Source organism: Campylobacter pinnipediorum subsp. caledonicus (genome assembly GCF_002022005.1).
Classification (GTDB): domain Bacteria; phylum Campylobacterota; class Campylobacteria; order Campylobacterales; family Campylobacteraceae; genus Campylobacter_A; species Campylobacter_A caledonicus.
In genome coordinates this window covers 1-25,238 of sequence record NZ_CP017258.1, presented here as the reverse complement: position 1 = coordinate 25,238, position 25,238 = coordinate 1, and the positions used below count along the sequence as shown (strand labels likewise).

The window sequence follows — 25,238 nt, the reverse complement described above, 5'->3', positions numbered from 1 at the left end:
ATAGCTATAAATTTAAAAAATAAATCAAACGAACTAAGTTCTTCTTGTAACTCATATGTAAATTTTACAAACAATGGTTATAAATAACATAGTAAAAGCTTATGGGTATATATAAATTTATATGTATTGTTTCATCTAAATTTTCATATGCATACTAAATAAAAAAGTAATTAAAATGAATTTATAACTATCTTGCTGGTTTAAAAAACCAAAGCTAACACTTTTTATTTTTTATGTTAGTAAATATGATTTGAGTTTAAGGCGATATTATTATAACAAAATTTATCTAACACAAACACGTATAAATTAAATAATAAAAGCTACCAACACTAACAAGCTTGATATTAAAATGTTAGTGTTAGTTATGATAAATTAGCTATTTTTATCATCATCAAAAAATGCAAATTTAACAAACATACCAATCCCGATACAAACCACAATACAAATAAAAACTATCTGAAATATATCAAGTGTTGTCATTTGTTTTCATTTCTCTGTTTTAGTTGTCCACAGGCTGCAGATATATCAAGCCCTTTGCTTTGTCTTATGGTGCAAGTAACCCCTTTTGCGCTCAAATAGTCTTGAAATTTTATCATATCCTTCACATCTGGTCGTTGATATACACTTCCCTCATGCGGATTAAAATATATCAAATTCACCTTTGCTCTTATACCATCAAGTAACTTAACCAAGGTCTTAGCATCTTTTATACTATCATTTACATTTTTTATAACAAGATATTCAAACAAAACTTTCTTTCTCATATCAACAGGAAATTCTCTCACAGCTTGCATAACGGTTTGGATATTATACGCTTTATTTACAGGCATAAGCTTTGTTCTAAGCTCATCCGTAACAGCATGAAGTGATATAGCAAGTAAAACACCTAGATTTAAATCACCAAGTTTTTTTATCTGATTTGAAAGACCGCTCGTTGATATAGTCTGGCGTCTTGGTGCGATAGCTAGTCCATCATTTTCTTGCAAAATTTTAACAGCTTTGGATACATTTTCAAGATTATCAAGTGGTTCGCCCATACCCATATAGACTATATTTACCCTTCTTTCATAAGGTATATTGTTTTGTTTTTTTATCCAAAGTATCTGCCCTACTATCTCTCCCGGAGTTAGATTTCTTTTAAGTCCACCCTTTGCAGTTAGACAAAAAGAGCAACCCATACGACAGCCAACCTGAGAGCTTACACAGATAGTATATCTAGCATGTTTTGAAATTTTACCATTTTCATCAACCTGCTCTTCTTTCATAGGCAAAAGCACACTCTCTATCCTAGACCCATCTAAAGCTTCAAAAAGATATTTGATACTCTTATCGCTACTTTGTTCTGCTTTTATGCACTTAAGAGGATTGAAATGATAAATTTTTGACAGCTCCTCTCTCATCTGTTTAGGCAAACTAGACATATCATCAAAGGTATCAACTGTCTTTTTATATATCCATTCAAAAATCTGTTTCGCTCTAAATTTTGGACTTACCATCTCTTCAAGTTCATTTAGAGTATAATCAAGTAAATTATTCAAATCAATCCTTTTTCTATTAAATATTTTTCTAAAATTTCTTTTGCTTTTTTATGATTTTTTATAAAATCACTATGTGCATTATCGTTGCAAAAATTTGTAGCAACAAATATACCATTTGCAGGTATATCAAACTTCTTAGCCACAGCTAAAACAGAGTAAAACTCCATATTTTCTATATCACATCCCATATCAGACATTTTATATGCTAGGGTTTGATTTGTCGTTATGAATGTTGATGAATTTATCAATGTTTCACAAGAAACATCATTAATAATCTTTTGTTCAAAAGGCGTATAAGAGTTATTTTCAAGAGATGATATTTCTATGTTTGTTCCGTTTTTACTTTCAAAGATATCAAAAATTTGACCATTTTTATAAATACCACAAGAGCCTACAAACAAAAGTTCATTTGGTTTTTCTTTGATACAAATCTCACTTAAATTTATACTCGCATCAACAAGCCCTACTCCGATAGACCTTGCAAATGCAAAACTCTCACTCTTACCAGCACAAATTATCAAATTCTAACTCCTATTATTGTCTTTATTTTAAATACCATTGATGCAAAAACTACTAACATTATTTGATTTCTAAAACATTAAAAATCAAATTCTAAAATACCAAATTTCATATATAATCATTTTATACTTATATTATCATAATGAGAATTTAAAAGTCTTGAAATATTATAGGTATCTAAATATTAAAAGCTTTCCTTACAAACTTAATAAATCAAAACATAGAATTTTAATAAAAGCTAACAAACAAATTTTTATAGTTGTTAGTTAGCTGATAACATAACAAATCACTAACAGCTACAAACTACTAACAAAAATAAAACTACTAAATTTCATAAATTTATAAAGTCATTTTTGCTGTATATTTTAATTCAGAGATCGTTGTATTTTTGATGGATAATTTTGTTTTTATAGTGAGGTTTAAATAACAACCACCAACATAAATCAGTGGTTGTTATAGTTTATCTAGACATTAAAACTTATAAGAAAGTCCTACAGTTCCATTGTAGTATTTTGATTCTGATTTAGCTTTTACGCCAAAGTTTATATTTGTAGATAGATTATCAGTTAGTTTCATCTCTGCACCTGTTTTAAGTGTAAAGAATGTATGCTTATCTTTTTTAGATGCATATTTGATATTTTCTGTTGAGTTTACAAATGCTAGCTCTGTATCTTTCATACTTTTACGTAACTCTTTTTGTATACCTGGAGTTATGTATAAGAAGTTACCGTTTGCTATGTATTTTCTAAACTCTACTGCTGCTTTAGCTGATAGTGTTTTTACAGTAGTTCCTTTAAAGCTTACAGGAACTTTACCAGTTTCTTTAAAGCCTTTAGTACTTACATGGCTATATTCTAAACCAATCATTGGTTTCATAAAAGAGTTGTTGTTTGTATCAAATATATGACCATAATCAATACTTGCATCAAAGAATTTAGTATCATATTTACCATTAGCATCAAAGTCTGGATCTATAATTACTTTTCTATCTAGTTTGTTTTTACCTTTACCATAAGATACTTTAGCATCTATTTCGTTTTGATCAATATACATTCTAGTATAAGCACCAAAGTGGTAGTTATCTGATTTGGTTGTTAGTGTATTGCTTGATGATTTAGCATTAGTATATCCAGCATATCCACCAATTATCATATTATCAAATGCTTTATCATAACCTAGCATAAATCCATAGGTATTTGTATTTGCTTGAGATTTTAATTTAGCTTTACCACCCATGATATTTCCCCATAGGTTACTGTCATAGTTAAATCTATTTGTATACTCTTTTACTACACTTGAAAGAGTATCTGCATTATCTGCAAATTTATTATCACTTAGATTTTTTATAGCATAAGCTAAAGCTAAATCATCATTTAATGGATTGCTTAGTTTAGCAAGTCTTGAGTTTGTAGCCAATCCAGTATTTGATATTATAGCATCTATAGTATCGATATTGTTAAAGCCACTGGTAATATCTTCTAAAGATTTGTTTAACACTTTACCTAACATAGCTATATCTTCAGCATCATAGTCTTCTTCTATAATACCAGAAAGTTTTTTATCATCTTTAACATTTAATAAAGATGATACTGTTTGAGCTTCATTGTTATTTAATTCATTAGCTGTTACTATAGCTTCAGTTAAAAGCTTTTTATCTGCATCTTTAAAATTATCTTTTTTTAAAGCTTCTTCTGCATACTTATCTGCAATTTTTTTTACTTCTTTGTTTATAAAATCTTGTAGTTTTAAATATGAAGACTCATCTAATGGTTTATTGGTTTTCTTGTATTTTCCTAACGGTTTATCATCACCACCTTTAAATACTATCCTATTTCCCTCTAACTCAGCTATTTTTTCACCATCAAGATAAACTTCATTTTTTTTGACATCAATAGCAAAAAGACAATCGTTTGTGTTATCTTTGCAGGTATCTTTACCATTTTTAGGTATAAAAACATCTTTTTGATTACTGTTGTTTTTGATCACATCAAAATATTCAGCTAATTTGGCAACATGGCTATGTAGTTCTTTAAGTGATGGAACATCGATTGGTTTTTTAGAATCATAATGTTTTAAATAAAAATCAGTAACTTTTGATAAACTATCTTTAAAAGCTTTAACCTCTTTAACAATATTATCTTTTGCATCTTTTATAGTAAGATAATCTTGCTTCTTTTCATTTTCGGCAAAAGCACCTGTAGCGATAATAGCACCTAATAATGTGCTACATGCAATCTTTGAAATTTTCATTTTTTCTCCTTTTATATAGATTATATCTATATTTAATATGCATTTATAGATATAAAAACTATATTTTACCCCCCCCCCATATTAAAATAAGATAAATATTTGGTATAAATTTGTATGTTTTATAATGTTTTATAAGATTAGTGTTGTTTATGTATTGTGTGATAACCACAACCCTTGGTTAGAGTTGTGGTTTGTAGTTTAGTTGTGTTCTTAGAACTTGTATTTAAGTCCTACAGTTCCATCAAAGTATTGTTGTTTTGATTTAGCTTTTACGCCAAAGTTTACGTTTGTAGATAAAGCATCTGTTAGTTTTAATTCTGCACCTGTTTTAAGTGTAACAAATCTTCCTTTTTTATCATCTGCTTTTAGTTTGATGTCTTTGTTTGAACCTATAAATCTAGCTACAGGATCTTTTACATCTTTGTATACTTCTGCTTCAAATCCTGGAGTTATATATAGGTAGTTTCCATTGTCTACATATTTTCTAAATTCTAAACCTAGTTTAGCATTTAAAGATTTTGAAGTAACACCATTAAATGATAATGCTAGATCTCCACTTTCTTTGAAAGCTTTTGATTTAGAGTGAGAATAATCTAATCCTACTAATGGTTTCATAAACAAGCTATCGCTTAGATCTATAACATAACCATAATCAACTGCTAATGATGTATATGTTGTATCATATTTACCGTTTTGAGTTAATACATTACCATTGCTTTTTACATATCTATCAATTTTGTTTTTAGCTTTACCAAATGATACTCTTGTATCTATTTCACTATTGTCTATATATGTTCTACCATATAGACCAAATTGATAGTTGCTTGCTTTTGTGTTGATTAGGCTAGAATCAGCTTTTGATTTAGCAAGAGTCATATATCCACCTACTATTGTGTTATCAAATGCTCTATCATAACCTATACTAAAGCCATGTAGTTCTGGATTAGAACTATCTTTTACTTTACCTTTTGCACCTATAACATTTGCCCATATATTGTTATCATTGTTAAATCTATCTGTATATGATTTTATTACAGATGATACACTATCACCATTATCAGCAAATTTATCATTGCTTAGTTTATTTATAGCAGATGCTAATGCTAAGTCTTCATTGAATGGATTGCTTAGTTTAGCAAGTCTTGTTTGTGTTGATAGTTGATTACTAAAATTAACCATATCTAGATTAGATACTTTACCTATTTCGTTTGTTGCTGATTGGATTGAGGTTTCGTTGGCTTTAACGAAAGATACTAAAGAATTTTTTATCAATGATACCATGTTTTGATGTATTATCTTGTTTTTAAGAAGATTTTTATCATTCATACTAGAAATTATATCTTTAGCTGCTGATGATAGAGAGTTTTTAGGATTTTCTATAAGGGTATTAGCTCTTAAAGACACACTATCATAAAATGTTTTTTCAGCTTCTTCAAATGCTTGTTGTGCTTTTTTTACTTCTTCTTCTTTTTTTTCTTCAAGAGCTTTTTTTAATTCTTCTTTTTTTTCACCCATTTGTGTCTCAAAATAAGAAGTCATTGAACTATCTTCATTAAAATTAAATAATTGATCTCTTAGTGTAAGGGCTTGCACAGCTTCTTTTACTTTTTTATCACTATTAAATTTACTATTATAAACTATATCAAACTCTTTTATATCTAAAGCATCTTTTACTTGTTTAGTATCAGTAATCTTGCTAAGATCTTGTCCTGCTTTTAGCTTCACTCCAGCATTCATAAGAACTTTGGCTGCAGCTCTTACTTCTTCTATTTTTTTGCCATTAGGTGTTTTTAATGTATCTATGGCATCAGAAAGTGCTTTTGCATGCTCTGCATTTTTGATAGTTATAACTACATCTTTTTTATTATCTGCACCATTATCTTTGTATAAAGTAAACTTATGGTTAGTACCTAAAGCATCTGAAGTTTCTTTAATCTCTCTAATCAAATCTTTGGATATTGAGTTGATAGCATCCATATCTTGCTTAGAATACTTATCTGCATCAACAGTAAGCTCATAAATATAGTCCTTTTCTCTTTCAACAACCTTATCTTCTCTTGCTTCAACAGCTTCATGGAATTTTTTGATAAAACCGTCTATAAGACCAAGTACGATTTGTTTATTACTGTCGGCAAAAAAAGTTTTATAATCTTCCACTCCTGCTTTATTATTAACCTCTTTATCTAAAGCAAAATTCTTTTCTTCATTATTTATCTTAATCTTTACTCCTCCATATTGTTTAAGGGTAACTTTATTACCCTTACCATCTTCATATTCTATATAATCCTTGTTTTTTTCATACATAATATTATCTTCGCTTATCTGACCTCTTATCTTAACTCTAGCGTTATGAATTTTTTCCATTAATTCATGTATCTTAGGTAAATTACCAGTATTATGATTATCTGGATCATAGTTTTTAAGATCACCTATATATTGTTTAAGATTTTGTAGTTCAGTTTTAAATACTTCTTCTGCTTTTTGAGCTTTATCTAATTTTTGCTTTTGAGCATCGTATGCAGCTCTTTCTTTATTAGCAGTATGATCATCATCAGCAGCAAAAGCACCTGTAGCGATAATAGCACCTAATAATGTGCTACATGCAATCTTTGAAATTTTCATTTTTTCTCCTTTTATATAAATTATATCTATATTTAATATGCATTTATAGATATAAAAACTATATTTTACCCCCCCCCTATTAAAATAAGCTAAATATTTGATATAAATTTGTATGTTTTATAAGATTAGTGTTGTTTATGTATTGTGTGATAACCACAACCCTTGGTTAGAGTTGTGGTTTGTGTAATTAAAACTTATAAGAAAGTCCTACAGTTCCATTGTAGTATTTTGATTCTGATTTAGCTTTTACGCCAAAGTTTATATTTGTAGATAGATTATCAGTTAGTTTCATCTCTGCACCTGTTTTAAGTGTAAAGAATGTATGCTTATCTTTTTTAGATGCATATTTGATATTTTCTGTTGAGTTTACAAATGCTAGCTCTGTATCTTTCATACTTTTACGTAACTCTTTTTGTATACCTGGAGTTATGTATAAGAAGTTACTGTTTGCTATGTATTTTCTAAACTCTACTGCTGCTTTAGCTGATAGTGTTTTTACAGTAGTTCCTTTAAAGCTTACAGGAACTTTACCAGTTTCTTTAAAGCCTTTAGTACTTACATGGCTATATTCTAAACCAATCATTGGTTTCATAAAAGAGTTGTTGTTTGTATCAAATATATGACCATAATCAATACTTGCATCAAAGAATTTAGTATTATATTTACCATTAGCATCAAAGTCTGGATCTATAATTACTTTTCTATCTAGTTTGTTTTTACCTTTACCATAAGATACTTTAGCATCTATTTCGTTTTGATCAATATACATTCTAGTATAAGCACCAAAGTGGTAGTTATCTGATTTGGTTGTTAGTGTATTGCTTGATGACTTAGCATTAGTATATCCAGCATATCCACCAATTATCATATTATCAAATGCTTTATCATAACCTAGCATAAATCCATAGGTATTTGTATTTGCTTGAGATTTTAATTTAGCTTTACCACCCATGATATTTCCCCATAGGTTGCTGTCATAGTTAAATCTATTTGTATACTCTTTTACTACACTTGAAAGAGTATCTGCATTATCTGCAAATTTATTATCACTTAGATTTTTTATAGCATAAGCTAAAGCTAAATCATCATTTAATGGATTGCTTAGTTTAGCAAGTCTTGAGTTTGTAGCTGAACCAACACTTGATAAAAGTGTATCTACTGTTTTATTGTCTTTAAACTCTTTTGAAACTTCTTCTAATGTGCTATTTATATTTTTAGCTAAAGTAGCTATGTCTTTGGCTTTAACATTAAGTAGTAAATTTTCAACCTCTTTATTATTAACAACAGATAATAAAGATGATGTTGTTTGAGCTTCATCTTTGTTTAGTTCTAAATTTTTATCACTTGATATAGCTTCTGCTCTATCTTTTTTGGCTTTTTCTAGTTTTTTATCTAGTTCTGCTATTATTTTAGCTTTTGCTTCTGGGTTTTTTGCTTTTTCTGCTAGTTCTTGGGCTTTTTCAAGTTCTTTTTCGGCTTGTTCTACTTCTTCTTGTTTTTGCTTGATTTCTTGTTCTTTTTGTGTGATTTCTTCTTGTGCTTTTTGTTCTAATTTTGATTGTTTTTTTATCTCTTCAATATTTTTTTTAATTTCAGTTTCAGCTTTTTCTAATTGAGCAATTTTTTGTTGTAAAGTATTTTCTTTTTGTTTTAATTCTTTTTGAGCATCCACAACTTGTTCAAATTCTTTTGTGAGTTTATTTTTATCAATTTCATTTATTATAGTATATAACTTTCTTAAGCCTTTATTTTTATCTTCTCCTATGATTTTTTTAAAATTTTCCGCTAATTTTCTATTATCTGTATTTGTTTTTACTGGATTTTCTGGGTTAGAATTTGCTTCTTGAAATTGTCTATTATATTCTGTAAACACATTTTTTTTGATAAGTCCCATACTAAATATTTTTTTCAAAATCAATATCTTTTCAACATTTTGTGATGCATTATTTGTTTGAGCACTATCATCTTCAATGACATTATATAAATTTGAAATTGTATTATCGTCAAATGATATATCTTTAAAACTATCAATTTCGTCTTTTGTTATATGTTTTAAATCTTCTTTATTTGCTTGTTTTATTATATCTTGCAATGTACTATCAGTTTTAATAGCTTCATCAATTTTATCATTTAATTTTTTAATAGGTTTGTCGCCTTGCGTAAAAATTTCATCAACTTTTCGTTCAGCTTCTTTTTTTGCATTTTCAGCTTCTTTTTTTGAATTTTCAGCTGTTTTTTTTGCTTTTTCAGTTGCTGCTTTTTTTACTTCGGCTTCGATTTTTTCAGTTTGAGCAATTTTTTGCTTTATAAAGGCTTTTTGTTTTACATTTTCAGCTTGTCGTTTTTCTTGTTCGATTTGTTGTTTTTGCTTTTGAAATTTATCAAGAAATCCATCTTTACTAGCTTCTTCTAATTCTTTAATTTGGTTTTGGTTTTGGTTTTGTATATTATTTATTTCATCCAAAGATGAACCACCATAAGCATTTATTGTCATCATTACACCTATAATGGTTGCACTAGCAATCATTGAAATTTTCATTTTTTCTCCTTAAATAAATTTAGCTAGGTATTTTACCCCCCCCCTATTAAAATATTATTAAAATTGATATTGCTAATTATATAAATTAATAAAATTTTGATTTATTTCATTATAAGTATCATTTAGATACAATATCCACTATGATAAAAGCTAAGAAACATTTTGGACAGAATTTTTTACAAGATGCAAGTATTTTATCACAGATCATCCAATCGATTCCCAAAGATAACAAAGATATAAAACATATAGTTGAAATTGGGCCTGGCTTAGGTGATTTGACCTTTTGGCTTTTAAAAAGTGATTTTAAAGTAACAAGCTATGAGATAGATAGTGAGCTTATACCTATCTTGCTTGATAGATTTAAAGACAAAGCCGAAAATGGACAATTTAGACTGATAAACAAAGACGCAAATTTACAGTGGTGCGAACATAAAAGTTTAAGCAATGTGCCTTATATATTAGTGGCAAACTTACCCTACTATGTCGCAACCAAGATGATATTAAATGCGTTAGAAGATCAAAACTGTATAAGCATAGTAGCTATGACACAAAAAGAGGTGGCTATGAAGTTTGCTAGCAGTGGAGGAGAGAGGGAATTTAGCTCTCTTGGAGTACTTGCAAATTTAACAGGGTCTTGTGAGCTACTTTTTGATGTAGCTCCTGAGTGCTTTGATCCTATACCAAAAGTTGTTTCATCGGTCCTAAGGATAGACAAAAAGCAAGAGCTTTTAGGAGATAATGGTCTTTTTAGTGATACAAATGAGTATGATAAATTTAAAGACTTTTTAAAAGCTTGTTTTATAGCCCCTAGAAAGACTTTGTTTAAAAATCTAAGTTCAAAAGTAGAAAAAGAAAAACTTCGCATAGTTTTTGATGAACTTGATATAAACCAAAATCTTCGTCCACACGAGTCAAATGTCGCCTTGTATTTAAAAATTTATGAAAAAATAAAGGCAAGAAATGAGCGAAAACAATGAAGCTAAAGTTCTAACTAACGATAGCAAGGACAACAAAAAAAAGAGATTTAACCATAAAAAACCTAAACAAAAAGTAGATGAAAATGGTGTAACTCAAAACAAACAAGAGAAAAAACCAACAAACAACAAAGCAAAAAATCCTAACACTAACACAAACAAACAAGAAAACAGCACAAACACTAACAGCGAAAAAGCACCTAAGAAAAAAAGAATACGTAAGAATTTACCCGCCAAACTAAACGGTAATGAACCTTGGCAACAAGATATAGCGCAGGCTATGCAAGCAAACAGGGCTGCACATGAGCTTATACTTGAGCCACTAAAGTATCTACACTCTAACGAACACAAAATACGCATAACTCCACTTGGTGGACTTGGTGAGATAGGCGGAAATATGACTGTGTTTGAGACTGAAAACTCAGCTATCATAGTAGATATAGGGATGAGCTTTCCAAATGAAGGTATGCACGGGGTTGATATACTTATACCTGATTTTGACTATATAAGAAAGATAAAGGATAAAATCGCTGGTATCATTATCACTCACGCACACGAAGATCATATAGGAGCTGTGCCGTATTTTTTCAAAGAGTTTAAATTTCCTATATATGCTACTCCACTTCCACTTGGTATGATAAATAATAAATTTGAAGAACACGGGCTAAAAAGCGAAAGGTCGTTTTTCCGTTCAGTGGAAAAAAGAAAACCATATCAAATAGGCGAGTTTGAGATAGAGTGGATACACATGACACACTCTATCATAGATGCCTCATCACTTGCTATAACAACAAAGGCTGGAACGATAATACACACAGGGGATTTTAAGATAGACCATACTCCTATAGATGGCTATCCTGCGGATCTTGGTCGCTTAGCGTATTATGGTGAGCGCGGTGTTTTATGTCTTATGAGTGATAGTACAAATAGCTATAAAGAGGGCTTTACAAAGTCTGAAAGTAGTGTTGGTAAGACTTTTGATGCGATATTTTCAAAAGCAAAAGGTAGGGTTATAATGAGCACATTTAGCTCAAATATCCACCGTGTTTATCAAGCTATATCTTGGGGACTTAAATACAACAGAAAAGTTTGTGTGATAGGTAGAAGTATGGAAAGAAACCTATTTACTGCAATGGAACTTGGTTATATAAAGCTTGATAAAAAGATATTTATAGATGCAAATGAGGTAGCTAAGTATAAAGATAGCGATGTGCTTATAGTTACTACTGGATCTCAAGGCGAGACTATGAGTGCTTTATATAGAATGGCAACTGATGAGCATAAATACATAAAGATAAAACCAACTGACCAGATAATAATAAGCTCAAAAGCGATACCAGGTAATGAGTCTAGTGTATCAAAGGTATTAAACTTTTTGATAAAGAGCGGAGCAAATGTAGCTTATCAGGACTTTAGTGAAATTCACGTAAGTGGACATGCGGCACAAGAGGAGCAAAAGCTGATGTTAAGGCTTGTAAAACCTAAATTTTTCTTACCTGTTCACGGCGAATACAACCACATAGCAAAACACAAAGAGACAGCGATAGCATGTGGTGTAAATGAGAAAAATATATATCTTATGAGTGATGGCGATCAGATGGAAGTATCATATAAACATCTAAAAAGAGTAAGAACTGTAAAAACCGGAAAGATGTTTATAGATAATCAAATAAACAAACAAATAGCTGATGATGTTGTGATAGACAGACAAAAATTAGCTGAGTCTGGTGTCGTTATGATAATAGCTCAAATTTCAAGTCACAATCAAAAGCTTATAGGAAAGCCTAGGGTTATAAGCTATGGTTTAGTTGCAAATAAGCAAGATGCTGAGTTTAGTAAAGAGATGCAAGAGATATTGATTCAATTTTTAAGCAATGTAAAAGAGGAGCTTTTAAAAGATAATAGAATGCTTGAAAGTCAGATAAGACAAGTGATAAGAAAACATATATTTAGAAAAGTGAAAAAATATCCGACTATCGTTCCAATAATTTATATAATGTAAGGAAAAAAATTGAGTGATTATATAAAAATAGCAAAACAAGTGCTAACACTAGAAGCTAATGAAATTTTAAGAAATGCCGAGCTTATAGATGAAAATATACAAAAAGCAGTTGAGCTTATACATCGTACTAAGGGCAAGGTCGTAGTAACTGGTGTAGGTAAAAGTGGTCATATAGGTGCAAAAATAGCAGCTACACTTGCAAGCACGGGAACGCCTAGCTTTTTCCTACATCCTACTGAGGCTATGCACGGCGATCTTGGGATGATAAGTAAAGATGATATAGTCTTAGCTATAAGCTTTAGCGGAGAGAGTGAGGAGCTAACAAAGATACTTCCTCACATCAAACGTTTTGGTGTTAGTATCATATCTATAACAAAAAGTAAGGATAGTTCGCTTGGTTATTATAGTGATGTAGTGCTAAAACTAGATATACAAAAAGAGGCTTGTCCGCTAAATGCAGCACCTACAAGCTCTACTACACTAACACTTGTGTTAGGAGATGCGTTAGCTATTTGTTTAATGAATAAGAGAAATTTTAAACAAGAAGATTTTGCAAATTTTCATCCTGGTGGAAGCTTAGGAAAAAGACTTTTTATAAAAGTAAAAGACATAATGAAAACTGAAAATCTTCCTATAGTAAATGAAAATGAAAGCTTAAAAACTACGATAGATGTAATGACTCACTCAAAACTAGGAAATGTTTTGATAGTTGATAAAAACAATACATTAGTTGCTGTTTTAAGTGATGGTGATTTAAGAAGAGCTTTGATGGATGAGAATTTTGATATAAATGCAAAGGCTATAAAATATGCTACAAAAAATCCAAAAGTATTAGATAACGAGGATATGTTAGCAATAGATGCGTTAGCTTTGATAGAGAAATTTAAAATTCAACTTCTTATAATTTTAAAAGACAATGAGATAAGAGGTGTGCTTCATATCCACGATTTAACAAGCTTAGGACTAAAATAATGCAAGAAAAAATGAGATTAAATAAATTCATATCACATAACACAAACTACTCACGAAGAGAGGCTGATGAGCTAATCAAACAAGCTAAGGTTAGTATAAATAACAAAGTAATTAGTCAAATGGCTGTTAGTGTTAGTAGTGATGATAAAGTAAAAATAAACGGTAGATTTGTAAAAGAAAAGAAAGATTTTACTGTTATAGTTTATAACAAGCAAAAAGGCGAGTTAGTAACAAAAAAAGATGATCGTGGAAGAAAGACTATATATGATAACTTGCCTCGTGGATTTTCAAAATTTGTTAGTATAGGTAGACTTGACTTTGCAAGTGAAGGGCTTTTGCTTTTAACAGATGCACCAGCTATCGCAACTGCACTGATGAATAGCGATATAGAAAGAGAGTATTATCTAAAAGTAAAGGGAGAGATAACAGAAGAGGTTAAAAATGCTATGAGAGAGGGCTTTTTTGCACAAAATGCAACAAAAGGTGCTCATGAAAAAAGTAAGATAACATCTATGGATTTTAAACCATTTGTGGCATTTGATATATTTGGTTCTAGTGGTGGTTATACCAAACTTCGTGTTATGATAAATGAGGGTAAAAATAGAGAGCTTAGAAGATTTTTTGGATATTTTGATTTGGAAGTTGTTGATCTTAAAAGAGTTAGTTTTGGAAGAGTTGAGCTTGGAATGCTTAAAGATGGCAAATGGAGATACTTTGAAAATAGTGAATATGAGGATTTAAGAGACTTTTTAAAACAAAATGGAGTTAGGTATTGATAAAAAAATTATAAATAAGCATATTGGTGTTAAAAATAGATTGTTTTATGGCATTATTTTAATTAAATTAGCTAAGTCTAATTTATCAATAATTTCATATAGTTTCTACTTTTACATCGATTAATTAGCTATATATTTTTATTTTATAAGTTCCATACTCAAGTTTTAAAATCATTATAAGATAAACAAAATCCACGTATTTATTTATAGTAAGAAGTTATATACGCAATTGCATTTGGCTGAGTTTTTCAATCATTTATCCTATTTTATATAAATTATTACCATTATTTTCTAAAATATCTTTTTTTATTATATTATATGCTAAATACAAATCAATTTTTTTAATCTCTATACCATCAAATAAAGATACTTTCATAACATTATTTTCAATAAATATAGATTCTAATGGTTCAATAAAAGTTAAAACTTTATTTTCAATATCTCTAACATACATATCATATTCAACAAGTTCTTTATTCCCTTTATCATCGATATAATAAGAAGTAAATGTTTTGTTATATCTATAACTCACTTTATGCATTTCTTCTACATAATGCACAAATGTAAAAGAATTTTGAAGAGGTAATCCAATTATAATCATTTTTGCATTATGCTTATACATAAAGTCAAAAGGCGAATTAGCATCAAAAACACCTTTATTTCTTAAAGAAATAAGTTCATTCTGATATTTACCTGCAACAGCAAAAGAATATATTGGATGTCTAGTTCTTTTAAAATCATTTCTTTTAAGAGCAATATTACCTAATAAACCAGTTTCTGATTTTGTGTTTAAAATATCATATGTTTCTCCAGAACAAAACTGCCAATTAAATGTTTGTATTGCAAGAGTTCCACTATTTCCTATTTTATCAAGTATTGAGTCAATTAATAAATTTAAATTAAATTCTTTGTCTATTTTTTTAGCTTTTTTAATAAATTTAATTAGATTTCCTGTAATTAAAATAAAATCTCCGATTTTAATTTCAAATTTATCAAGAAAATCTTCCATATATAACATCTCCAATAAAAAATAAATCAGAAAAGATAATTTTAAAAAAATATTCAACTTATTAAATTTATAAAAATATTATATAATAAAATTAATATAAGAGATATTAACAATATAAAAAGTCGAATTAGAAAAATAATATGGTTAAATAATATAAATTATTTTTCTAATATTTAGGTATTAAAAGCAATGAATGAATATATATTAATAGGTTTAATTTCTGGTCTTGGTAGTATAGTTTTATGTTTATTTTTTAATTTAATAAAAATTAAAAATCTAAAAAAGCAATACACATCAAAAATTTTTGAACTAGAAAATACTATAAGTACAAATAATGAGATTTTAAAAAATGTCAAAAATGGATTTGATGAGCAAAATAGACAGTTTAGTACTGAGATAATGAGGCTAAATAGCGAAAATGCAAAAATTTTAGCTATAAAAAGTTTAGACGATGAAAAGATAAGAGATTTAAACCTAAAAATAGGTGAATTTGAGATAAAAAATCGTGATTTGATAGGTAAAAAAACTGAGTTAGAAACAAAACTTGAGTTTATAACAAAACAACTTGATAAGATAGCTTTAGAAAATAAAAATTTAGATGATTTAAATCGTAGCTTTGAAATAGAAAAAAGAGACAATGTAAATAGACTAGATGCTATAAAAATGGTAGTTTCATCACTAGAAGATGATAAAAAAAACCTAATCCAAATAAATAATGAACTAAATGAAAAAAATAATGCTTTATCTAGCGAATATGATAGACTTAAAATCACACTTAATGAACAAATGAATGATGTAAGCAATAAAGTCAAAGCTATGTATGATAGAAGCAATGAGCGTGATTATAAGGCAAATCGATTTGCTGGAGAGTATTTTGAAAAGACAATAGAACAAATGCTTATAAATGGCGGTATGGTTAAGGATATTACTTATTTTGCTCAAAAAGTAGATGGTACTTTAAGACCTGATTTTAAAATAGTACTTCCAAATAATAAATTTATAATCATAGATGCAAAAAACAATGTAGAATCTTATAATAAAATGGTAGCTATCATACAAAATCCACAATCAAACGAAGAAAAGATAAAACAAGCTAAGTCTGAATTTGCTACTACTATGAAAAATACGGTTTTAGGCTTTGGTAAAAAGGGATACAACTCTGGAAACGGGGATATATACCCTACTTTGTTTATGTGTGTGCCTTATGAAATATACTCTTATTTAAGTTATATGCAACCTGATGTTTTGGGTTTTGCTAATGAAAAAAATATAGAGATAGTAGAGCCTACTCATATAAGAATGATAGTAAATATTGCAATTGATTTTTGGTCTGTGTTTAATAGTATTAAAACACTAGGAAAGACTCTTAGAGTGATAGAAGATGCAAAATCAAGGGGTATCTCGGCCGAGGAAGCGTTTAACGAGTTAGTTCAAAAAGTAGATGAATATACAGAAAAATTAAAATCATCTGTGGAAAAATGCAATACAAAACTATTTAAATCTCAAGGCGTATATAGCACTTTAAATCGTATAGACATAGACAAAACACAAGATGTTACTGATCTTAGCGATGATGAGATAGTGGGGTATATATCAGCTAAATAATATTTTTATTTAAGGATTACTAAAATTTACTATATTTTAAGTAAGATTTTAGTAAAATCCAAGTTCGCTCCTTCTTAGACCTGTGCAATGCTATTTATAGGCACCGCTTCAGGGTGGGAACACAGCAGAGCACTTATATTTAGTGTGTGCCGCAGTTATCTGAGAAGGGGTCTTTTAAAGAAAAATACTTATCAAAGTCATTACATACACTTAGAAAATCAACTCCATCTATTTTTGGCTTTTCATTGAAAAATTTCTGCATTTTTCCAAATCCATCAATTAATTCTTTTGACTTTACACCATAACTTATAGATATACCAGCCTCTATATAAGCTGCTAATTTATCACAATATTTTAAAGCTTTGCCATCTATTGCATTATATTTATCTTCGTTATAATTTTCCATAGTGCCTTGTGTAAGTGTTATGAAATTGTCAAAAATTCTATTTTCAAACTCATCTTTGATAAATTTGCCATTTTCTTTTCTAATACCTAAAATATATGAAAATTCATCTTTATAGAAATTTGGAACAAATGGTAAAATTTGCTCATCTATAAGTCTCATTTCATAATCACTTATTATTTCATTTAAACCTTGAATTCCGTATTTTACAGGGCTTATAATATCTCTTGTTAGGCTTTCTGGTAGGTCGTGAAATAAAGCACAAAAGAAGTTATTTTCAAGCCTTTTATCGCAAGCTTTAACTTTTATAGAGTAAAAATAGCTAAGTATCGCAACAACTAGCATATGTCCTAAAACAGCTGTTTCTGGTATCCTAGGTGTTTGAGCCCATCTTTTTTGAAATCTAAGTCTTCCACTTAGATCGACCAATCTAGCTAATTTTTGATTCATAGCTATTTTTCTAACACCTATTAGTTCATAATAGTCTTCAAGCTCTTCTTCAACTTTTCGTTTTACTTCATCTATATCACTTAAAAATTGGCTAGTTTGATAGACTATACTAAACTCCCACCTTGTAGCAAGATAGCTAGCAGCTCTTAGTATAAGACGCTCTTTTGGGTGGTCTTTTTCGCTACTTAAAAGGTATTTTTTTAACTTTTTAAAAAACTCACCATCATCAATATCACTAACGATATTTTCTAGCTTATTTATAACCCAGTCGTTAACTTCTTCTTTTTTATTTTTTTGTATATAGTGAAAAACATCAGGGCGAATATCAGTAACAACAACACGGCTTAAAAACTCAAAAATTCCAGCTTCAATTATATAATTTATATCAACATCATTTTCTAATTTTGCAATAAAATAAGCGATGATAAACTTATGAGCCTGTTTATCAAGCTCAACTAAATTTGTCATTTTTGGATAGTCATTCCATCTTGAAATGGAAGCCGCTTTTAGTATATGTTCTATCAGTTTCGCACTTATCATTTTTTAGTCTTTTTTAATTATATTTGGTTGTTTATCATTTTCGTATTGTATTTTCCTGTAACCATCTCTTGAGCCACCACCACTTCTATCTCTGCTGTCGCCTCTAGAGTTGTTTCCTCTATCACCTCTATCACCTCTATCACCTCTATCACCTCTATCGTTTCCTCTGAAATTTCCTCTATCTCTAGAGTTTCCTCTATCTCTATCACCACCTCTAAAGCTTCCTCTGTCTCCTCTATCTCTGTCATTTCCTCTGAAAGAATCTCTTCTGTCATTACGTCTAGGAGCAAAATCTCTTTTTCTATCATTTTCACGCTCATTTATGCGTCTAGCACCGGCACTTCTATTGTCTTGTCTGGTTTCAGCTTCAACTTTTTTCTCTTTTATAAAGCTTTCAGAGCATATTTCAACAACAGTATGAACATTTCCACGAGGATTAAAATCACCTACTATTTTCATCCATTTTGGTTGAATTTTTTTCTCTATCGCAGAATATATCTCATTTATACTATCTTCGTGGCTAATTTTTCTACTCATAAAGCTATTTATATAAAGCTTTATAGCTTTTAACTCTACTACTAATTTATCTGGAACATAATCAACATAAATAGTAGCAAAATCAGGATATCCTGAACGAGGACAAAGACAACAAAACTCAGGTAAAGTTATCCTTATAACAAACTCTCTTTCGTTTTTGTTTTCCCAAACTTCTAAATCTCTTTCAACATCAAATTCTTTTATAATTTCTTCACCGTATTGCATTTTTTTCCTTAAATTTTTAAACTTCTTTTGGTTTTTCTATAAAAAAGCCTTGAACAAAATCAACCTTATTTTCTTTAGCAAATTCTAAAACTTCAGCTTTTTCTACAAACTTTATAATACTTTTTATACCTAATTTTTTACAAATTTCATTAAATTTCAAAAATACATTTTTTACCTTTTCTTTTTCATAATTTTTACTTATAGAAATGTCATAAATTATGTAATCAACTTTTAAATTTAAAAAATATGTAAAAAAGCTATTCTTACCCCCAAAATGACTAATAGCAAAACTAAAACCTAATTTTTTATACATTTTTATAATTTCATCAAATCTTTTAATATGAGTATAAATTTCATGCTCATTAAATTCAAAAATTATCTTTTTTGGATCTATATTATTTTTTTCTATAAAATCTTTTAAAAAATTTAAAAATGTATTATTTCTAATACTCACTGCTGAAACATCTAAAATAAATTTTTCATTTTCTTTAATTGTTACCTTTTTAAAAAATTCAGAAAAAATATTTTTATCAAGAGTAATTTCATATCCATTTTTATTAGCAATATTCATAAAAATACTCTTTGAAATTTTTCCAAAATTGTTTGTTTTTAATATAGGAACAACTGAATAAAGATAAGAATCATCATTTAAACTTACAATCTTTTGAGTTTTAAATATAAAATTTGAATCATCTATGCTTTTACAAACTTCATTTTCATACTCATTTATATTGTTATGACTATATTCATTACCATTTATGTCATTTAGTAAAAAATTTATACTATTTTTCAAATCTTTTGAATAATTAGCATTAACCAAAGCAAAATTAGTCTTTATTTCAATATCATTTATACCATCATTTTGTATTTTTTTAGAAAAAATATTTAAAATATGTGTAATATATGCTTTATTTGCATTTGCAAAAATTAAAAAATATCCACCACTATATCTTCCAATTACACTATCTTTTATTTTATTTTTTTCTAAAAAATATATTAATTTTTCAACTCCTTTTCTTAAAATTTCATCTCCAAAATTTAATCCATATCTTTGGAAAATATCATCTATATTTTTAAAATTTAATAAAATTAAATTATCATTTTTATGATATTTTTTTATTTTTTTTGAGATAATTTCTAGTATTTTTTTTCTATGAAAAACATCTACAACACTATCAAGCACATTATCTTTAAAACTTTGATATATCATATAAGTAGTAAAGTGTATATAGCAAAAAGTAAGCAGTGTAAAAAGAATAATATCTTTACTACTTATATTGTTTGTTTTAAAAAACATGTATAATAAAAAAGCTACTATAACTATAAAAGGCAGAGCAATCTTAAAAGCTATTTTAAAACGATGAGATCGCTCTACATTTTGTGCGTTTTTCATTAAATATCCAAATGTTTTACATCTTTTGCATGTTCTTGAATATAATTTCTTCTTGGCTCAACTTCATCACCCATAAATAAATTAAATGTATCACTTGCACTTTGCGCATCTTGTATATTTACTTTTAATAAACGTCTATTTTCAGGATTCATAGTAGTTTCCCAAAGCTGATCAGGATTCATCTCACCAAGACCTTTATATCTTTGAATTTTTACATTATTTCCTTTTTTAGCATTATCAATAACCTCTTTTAAGACATCTAAAACATCTTTTCCACCAAAATCCATATCTCTTTCAACAATTTTTCTATTTATATGGAGTGCCTCTTCAAATAAAGGATTTGAAAATAAATTATCATTTATATAAAACTCATCAAGACCATTTTCTGTTTGAACATAAATTCTTACTTCATCATCATTTACATATGAGTTTAATATATTATAACCCTTATTTTCAAGATATACTTTTAAAATTTCAAAAATTTCTTGATATGTTTTTCCTATTATGTCTGGATTTTCTATCATATATCTTAAAGCAATAAGTAAATTAAATCTCTTTGAAAGTTCATTTAATACATTATCATAAGCTGCAACTATCTTTAAAAAATCAACTAAATCATTAGTCCCGATTCCTTTAAAATCAATCCCTTCAATCCCTGTTTGAATCAAAAATTCATTCAAAGCTTTATCATCTTTTAAATAAACCTCTTTTTTACCTTTTTCATATCTATATAAAGGTGGTTGAGCTAAATACACATAACCATTTTCAACAACTTGATTTAAAAATCTAAAGAAGAATGTCAAAAGTAGTGTTTGGATATGGCTTCCATCAACATCGGCATCTGTCATTATTATTATTTTATTATATCTTAATTTTTCAGCATCAAATTCCTCACCGATACCACAACCAAGAGCTGTTATCATATTTTTTATTTCATCTGATTTTAAAATTTTATCAAGTCTTGATTTTTCAACATTTAAAATTTTACCTTTTAAAGGAAGTATAGCTTGAAAAACTCTATCACGACCTTGTTTTGCAGAACCACCAGCAGAATCGCCCTCAACCAAATAAAGCTCACTTATAGTTGGATCTTTACTTTGACAATCAGCCAATTTTCCAGGTAAAGTTCCTACACTAAAACTCTCTTTTTTGCGAGTTAAATCTCTTGCTTTTTTAGCAGCTTCTCTACCACGAGCAGCCATTAAAGCTTTATTCATTATGGCTTTTGCTTCTATAGGATTTTCTTCAAAATATTTAGTTAGAACTTCAAAAGTCATCTTTTGAACTATTGGTTTTACATAGCTTGAGCCAAGTTTTCCTTTTGTTTGACCTTCAAATTGTGGTTCAGGAACCTTAACACTTACAACAGCTATAAGACCTTCTCTTATATCTTCGCCTGTTATTTTCGTATCTTTTTCCCTAGCTGAAGCATTAGCTGATATATAATTTGTTATAACTCTAGTTAAACCGGCTCTAAAACCAGCTTCGTGTGTTCCACCATCTGGAGTTTTGATATTGTTTACAAAACTAAGTAAATTTTCACTATATGTTTCATTATATATAAGTGCAAAATCAACTATAACATCCTCTTCACCACCACTAAATGAGACAGCTTTACTTACAGCATTTGACTTATTTAAATCATTTACAAAGCTTTCAAGACCACCTTCAAATTTATAAGTTTCACTAAATCCAACTCTACTATCTTTGAAATTTATAGTTATTTTTGGATTTAGATATGCTAATTCTTTAAATCTTTTTGCAAGTATATTTTTATCAAAATCAGTAATTTCAAAAATACTATCATCTACCCAAAACTCAACAGAAGTTCCTGTTCTATTTGTTGATTTTATTATTTCAAGATCTGTTACTGGAATACCTTTTGAAAACTCTTGTCTATGTAAGCTCCCATCTCTTTTGATATTTAAAACTAATTTTTTTGATAAAGCATTTACAACAGAAACACCAACACCGTGAAGACCACCTGAAACTTTATAAGTATCTTTATCAAACTTACCACCAGCGTGTAAAACTGTCAAAACAACAGTAGCTGCTGGAATTTTTTCTGTTGGGTGCATACCAACTGGAATACCACGACCGTTATCTGTAACTATAACACTACCTTCTGTTGTAATTTCAACATTTATAGTATCACAATAACCAGCCATAGCCTCATCTATAGAGTTATCTACAACCTCATATATCATATGATGAAGACCATTTATGTTTGTATCACCGATATACATACCTGGTCTTTTTCTAACAGCTTCTAGCCCCTTTAAAACTTTAATACTTCCTGCACCGTATGCTTTATTTTCTATTTCAGACATTATTTCTCTTTCTTAATTTTTTATAATATTATAGGCATTAATACCGTTTTTAGATCTTTAGAAGTTACTGTAAATGCTAAATTTGAATCATTAAATCCAAGTTCAAACTCATCTTCTTCTATACTTGATAAGAAATCAAGTAAAAATCTATTTCTAAGTCCTATAGTTATATCCTCTTCAAGTCCTGTTTGATATTCTATTGTAGTTTTTGCTTCTGAATTATCTTCTATAACACTTTCAAATGTTATATTTTCTTTTGAGAATGTAACTTTCATAGTTTCACTAAGTATTGATATAGTTTTTATACCATCTATCATTTTATCTCTACTTAGTTTTAATCTCTTTTTAATCTCTTTCGGTATTACTCTTTCATAATCTGGATATTTTCCATTTATTAATTTTGTATAAAATTCAAAATTAGAACTTTGTGCTATCAAAGTATTTTCATCATAGTAAATTTCTATTTTATCAAAAAATAATTTTTGCATTTCACTTATTGCTTTTTTTGGAATTATTATTGAAAATTCATTTTCAGTTTGAGTTTCTAATTTAAAAATACTTAATCTTTTAGAGTCAGTTCCTACTATGTTTATGTGATTTTCTTTTATATCTATTAAAGCACCTGTTAATTCTCTTTTGCTATTTCCTTGTTCTATATTTGGAAGTATTTTTTTAAGACTTCTACCAAATAAAACAGCATCTATATCAAATTTATTTTTACCTTCTACTTTTGGAAAATTTGGAAAGTCTTCAAATTTATACATAGGAAGTTTATATTTTGAATTTTTTTGTTTTATATATAGATAGTTATTCATAGTTTCTAAAATAACTTCTTCATCTTTTAAACTTCTTATTATGTCTAATAACTTTTTACCATTTGCAGTAGCTGTTCCCTCATCTACTATTTTTACATTTGTTAGTTTATATGATAAACCTATTTCGTAGTCAGTAGCTTTTATATTTAAAACAGAATCTTGTGCTGATATAACTATGTGAGATGTTATTACACTTAGATCTTTTTTTTCTAAATATGGGCTTGTATTTGTTACTATGCTTTCAAGAACATTTTTATTAATAAAAACTTTCATATTTTGCCTTTCATATTTTTTAAATTTATTTTAGTTTTAATAGTATACCCTGTGAAAATGTGAAAATTATCTTTTCTTTCGAGTATTTCGTTATTTTCATTGTGAATATCTTTTATTTTTAATTCACATATATTCACAAATTTCATTTTATTTTATCATCCTTTTGTCAAAATTTTATTTTTTATTTCTTCAACTCTAAGTCTAAAAACTTCATTTGTTTTTATAAGCTCATTTATCTTTTTTATATTGTGGCTTATAGCACTATGATCTTTCATATCAAAGTAATTAGCAAGTTTTGGCATTGAATTTGGAGTTAAATTTTTTGCTAGATAGATTACTATTCTTCTTGCTTCAACTATGCTTTTAACTCTTGATTTGCTTTTTATATCACTTTGTTTTATATTCATCTCTTTTGCGACTATATCTATGATGTTTTCTAAGTTTATATTTTCTCTTTTTTCTTTTATGTGATCTTTTATAACATTTTTTGCAACATCAAGTGTAATCTCTTCGCGTAATAAATTTTGAAAAGCGTTTAATTGTATTATAACGCCCTCTATTTCTCTTATATTATCGCCCATATTAGTTGCTATATAGTTTATTATGTCATTATTTAAAGTTATTTTATTAAACTCACACCTTTTTTCTATGATGGCAACTTTTGTTTCAAGCTCAGGTGGTGTTATGTCAGCCATTAAACCCCATTCAAACCTTGAAATTAATCTCTCTTCAAAACCTTTTAAAATTTTTGGTGGTTTATCTGATGTCATTATGATTTGAGCTTTTTTACTATGAAGTTCATTAAATGTGTGAAAAAACTCCTCTTGTATCATATCTGTCTTACCTAAAAACTGAACATCATCTATAAGTAAAATATCGCAATTTCTGTATTTATCACGAAATCTATCCATTGTTTTTAACTTTAAGTTGTTTATATAATCATTTATGAATTGCTCACTTGTTATGTATACAACTGATTTTCCGATGTTTAAACAATAATTTCCAACTGATTGGAGTAAGTGTGTTTTTCCAAGTCCAGTTGAGCCATATATAAAAATAGGATTAAACTTAACCCCCGGTTCCTCAGATGCTATTTTACAGTTTAAAAAGGCAAATTGATTTGAAGCTCCAACAACAAAATTTTCAAATGTATAAGTAGGGTTTAACATTGTGCTTTGAGCTTTTATCTGTTTTATGTCTACTTTGTTTATTTTTGATGATTTCAATTTATTTGATAGTGAAATTGTTATTTTTGGTTTTATTCCAGTTTTTACTTCAAAAAGATATGCTATTTTTTCTGAATATCTTGTGGTTATAAATTTTGCTATTAGTTCATTTGGAGCATTAAATACTATATTTTCATCTGTTGATATTTTTTCATTAAATTTTAATTGTTTTATATAGCATTCATACTCTTTTTGGGATATTTGAGTCCGTAGAGTTTCTAAAATTTCATTTGCAAGCAA

The 25,238-nt window shown here is 28.3% G+C and carries 16 protein-coding genes, 1 other RNA gene and 1 pseudogene; 6 read left to right on the top strand and 12 right to left on the bottom strand.

All coding sequences use genetic code 11. The features are described from left to right. Positions 1-476 precede the first annotated feature (476 nt). The 5 genes from rlmN to CPIN18021_RS00070 form a co-directional block, all read right to left on the bottom strand. Positions 477-1,538 carry a dual-specificity RNA methyltransferase RlmN gene (gene rlmN, locus CPIN18021_RS00090; protein WP_078422624.1) on the bottom strand — a complete coding sequence of 354 codons (1,062 nt, stop codon included), beginning with the start codon at positions 1,536-1,538 and terminating at the stop codon, positions 477-479. Then, positions 1,535-2,059 (bottom strand): purine-nucleoside phosphorylase, encoded by a 525-nt coding sequence (locus CPIN18021_RS00085; protein ID WP_078422623.1) that lies wholly within the window; start codon positions 2,057-2,059, stop codon positions 1,535-1,537. Before CPIN18021_RS00085 ends, rlmN begins: the two co-directional genes overlap by 4 nt. A 469-nt stretch (positions 2,060-2,528) precedes the next feature. Next, on the bottom strand, positions 2,529-4,307 hold the full coding sequence (locus CPIN18021_RS00080; RefSeq protein ID WP_078424113.1) for an autotransporter outer membrane beta-barrel domain-containing protein: 1,779 nt from the start codon (positions 4,305-4,307) through the stop codon (positions 2,529-2,531). 210 nt (positions 4,308-4,517) lie between these two features. Continuing rightward, complete coding sequence (locus CPIN18021_RS00075) at positions 4,518-6,929, bottom strand: autotransporter outer membrane beta-barrel domain-containing protein (RefSeq protein ID WP_078424112.1); 2,412 nt, start codon at positions 6,927-6,929, stop codon at positions 4,518-4,520. 187 nt (positions 6,930-7,116) lie between these two features. Next, the gene (locus CPIN18021_RS00070) at positions 7,117-9,468 is read right to left on the bottom strand and encodes an autotransporter outer membrane beta-barrel domain-containing protein (RefSeq protein ID WP_078424111.1); all 2,352 of its coding nucleotides are present in this window, start codon (positions 9,466-9,468) and stop codon (positions 7,117-7,119) included. Positions 9,469-9,608: 140 nt separating this feature from the next. Here CPIN18021_RS00070 and rsmA point away from each other — a divergent pair, with 140 nt between their 5' ends. The 4 genes from rsmA to CPIN18021_RS00050 are packed head-to-tail and all read left to right on the top strand — an operon-like array spanning position 9,609 to position 14,192. Beyond that, positions 9,609-10,445, top strand: coding sequence for a 16S rRNA (adenine(1518)-N(6)/adenine(1519)-N(6))-dimethyltransferase RsmA (gene rsmA, locus CPIN18021_RS00065; RefSeq protein WP_078422617.1), 837 nt, complete (start codon positions 9,609-9,611; stop codon positions 10,443-10,445). Further along, a complete protein-coding gene (locus CPIN18021_RS00060) occupies positions 10,429-12,444 on the top strand; it encodes a ribonuclease J (protein WP_078422616.1) in 2,016 nt (671 codons plus the stop codon). The genes rsmA and CPIN18021_RS00060 overlap by 17 nt, the downstream gene beginning before the upstream one ends. A 9-nt stretch (positions 12,445-12,453) precedes the next feature. After that, positions 12,454-13,416 (top strand): KpsF/GutQ family sugar-phosphate isomerase, encoded by a 963-nt coding sequence (locus CPIN18021_RS00055; protein ID WP_078422608.1) that lies wholly within the window; start codon positions 12,454-12,456, stop codon positions 13,414-13,416. Positions 13,417-13,427: 11 nt separating this feature from the next. Continuing rightward, complete coding sequence (locus CPIN18021_RS00050) at positions 13,428-14,192, top strand: pseudouridine synthase (RefSeq protein WP_078424005.1); 765 nt, start codon at positions 13,428-13,430, stop codon at positions 14,190-14,192. A 256-nt stretch (positions 14,193-14,448) separates the two neighbouring features. Here CPIN18021_RS00050 and CPIN18021_RS00045 read toward each other — a convergent pair whose 3' ends face one another. Further along, entirely contained in the window at positions 14,449-15,201 is a 753-nt protein-coding gene (locus CPIN18021_RS00045; protein ID WP_193431644.1) for an AAC(3) family N-acetyltransferase, read from the bottom strand. Between the two features lie 189 nt (positions 15,202-15,390). On the opposite strand from CPIN18021_RS00045, the gene rmuC reads away from it, so the two are divergent. After that, a complete protein-coding gene (gene rmuC / locus CPIN18021_RS00040) occupies positions 15,391-16,806 on the top strand; it encodes a DNA recombination protein RmuC (protein WP_078422604.1) in 1,416 nt (471 codons plus the stop codon). Positions 16,807-16,877: 71 nt separating this feature from the next. Beyond that, an RNA gene (ffs, locus tag CPIN18021_RS00035) (signal recognition particle sRNA small type) lies at positions 16,878-16,975 on the top strand. 6 nt (positions 16,976-16,981) lie between these two features. Here ffs and CPIN18021_RS00030 read toward each other — a convergent pair. From CPIN18021_RS00030 to dnaA, 6 genes and pseudogenes are all read right to left on the bottom strand, one after another. Next, positions 16,982-18,199 (bottom strand): annotated as a pseudogene (locus CPIN18021_RS00030) (HD domain-containing protein); the annotation flags it as partial. Between the two features lie 3 nt (positions 18,200-18,202). Then, positions 18,203-18,961: a preQ(1) synthase gene (queF, locus tag CPIN18021_RS00025; protein ID WP_078424109.1), complete on the bottom strand. Its 759-nt coding sequence runs from the start codon at positions 18,959-18,961 to the stop codon at positions 18,203-18,205. A 16-nt stretch (positions 18,962-18,977) separates the two neighbouring features. Beyond that, positions 18,978-20,354 (bottom strand): GGDEF domain-containing protein, encoded by a 1,377-nt coding sequence (locus CPIN18021_RS00020; RefSeq protein ID WP_078422600.1) that lies wholly within the window; start codon positions 20,352-20,354, stop codon positions 18,978-18,980. Further along, positions 20,354-22,684: a DNA topoisomerase (ATP-hydrolyzing) subunit B gene (gyrB, locus tag CPIN18021_RS00015; RefSeq protein ID WP_078424108.1), complete on the bottom strand. Its 2,331-nt coding sequence runs from the start codon at positions 22,682-22,684 to the stop codon at positions 20,354-20,356. The genes CPIN18021_RS00020 and gyrB overlap by 1 nt, the downstream gene beginning before the upstream one ends. Before the next feature lie 20 nt (positions 22,685-22,704). Further along, positions 22,705-23,772, bottom strand: a complete 1,068-nt coding sequence (gene dnaN / locus CPIN18021_RS00010) for a DNA polymerase III subunit beta (RefSeq protein WP_069637858.1) — start codon at positions 23,770-23,772, stop codon at positions 22,705-22,707. Between the two features lie 155 nt (positions 23,773-23,927). After that, positions 23,928-25,238 (bottom strand): chromosomal replication initiator protein DnaA, encoded by a 1,311-nt coding sequence (gene dnaA / locus CPIN18021_RS00005; RefSeq protein WP_078422596.1) that lies wholly within the window; start codon positions 25,236-25,238, stop codon positions 23,928-23,930.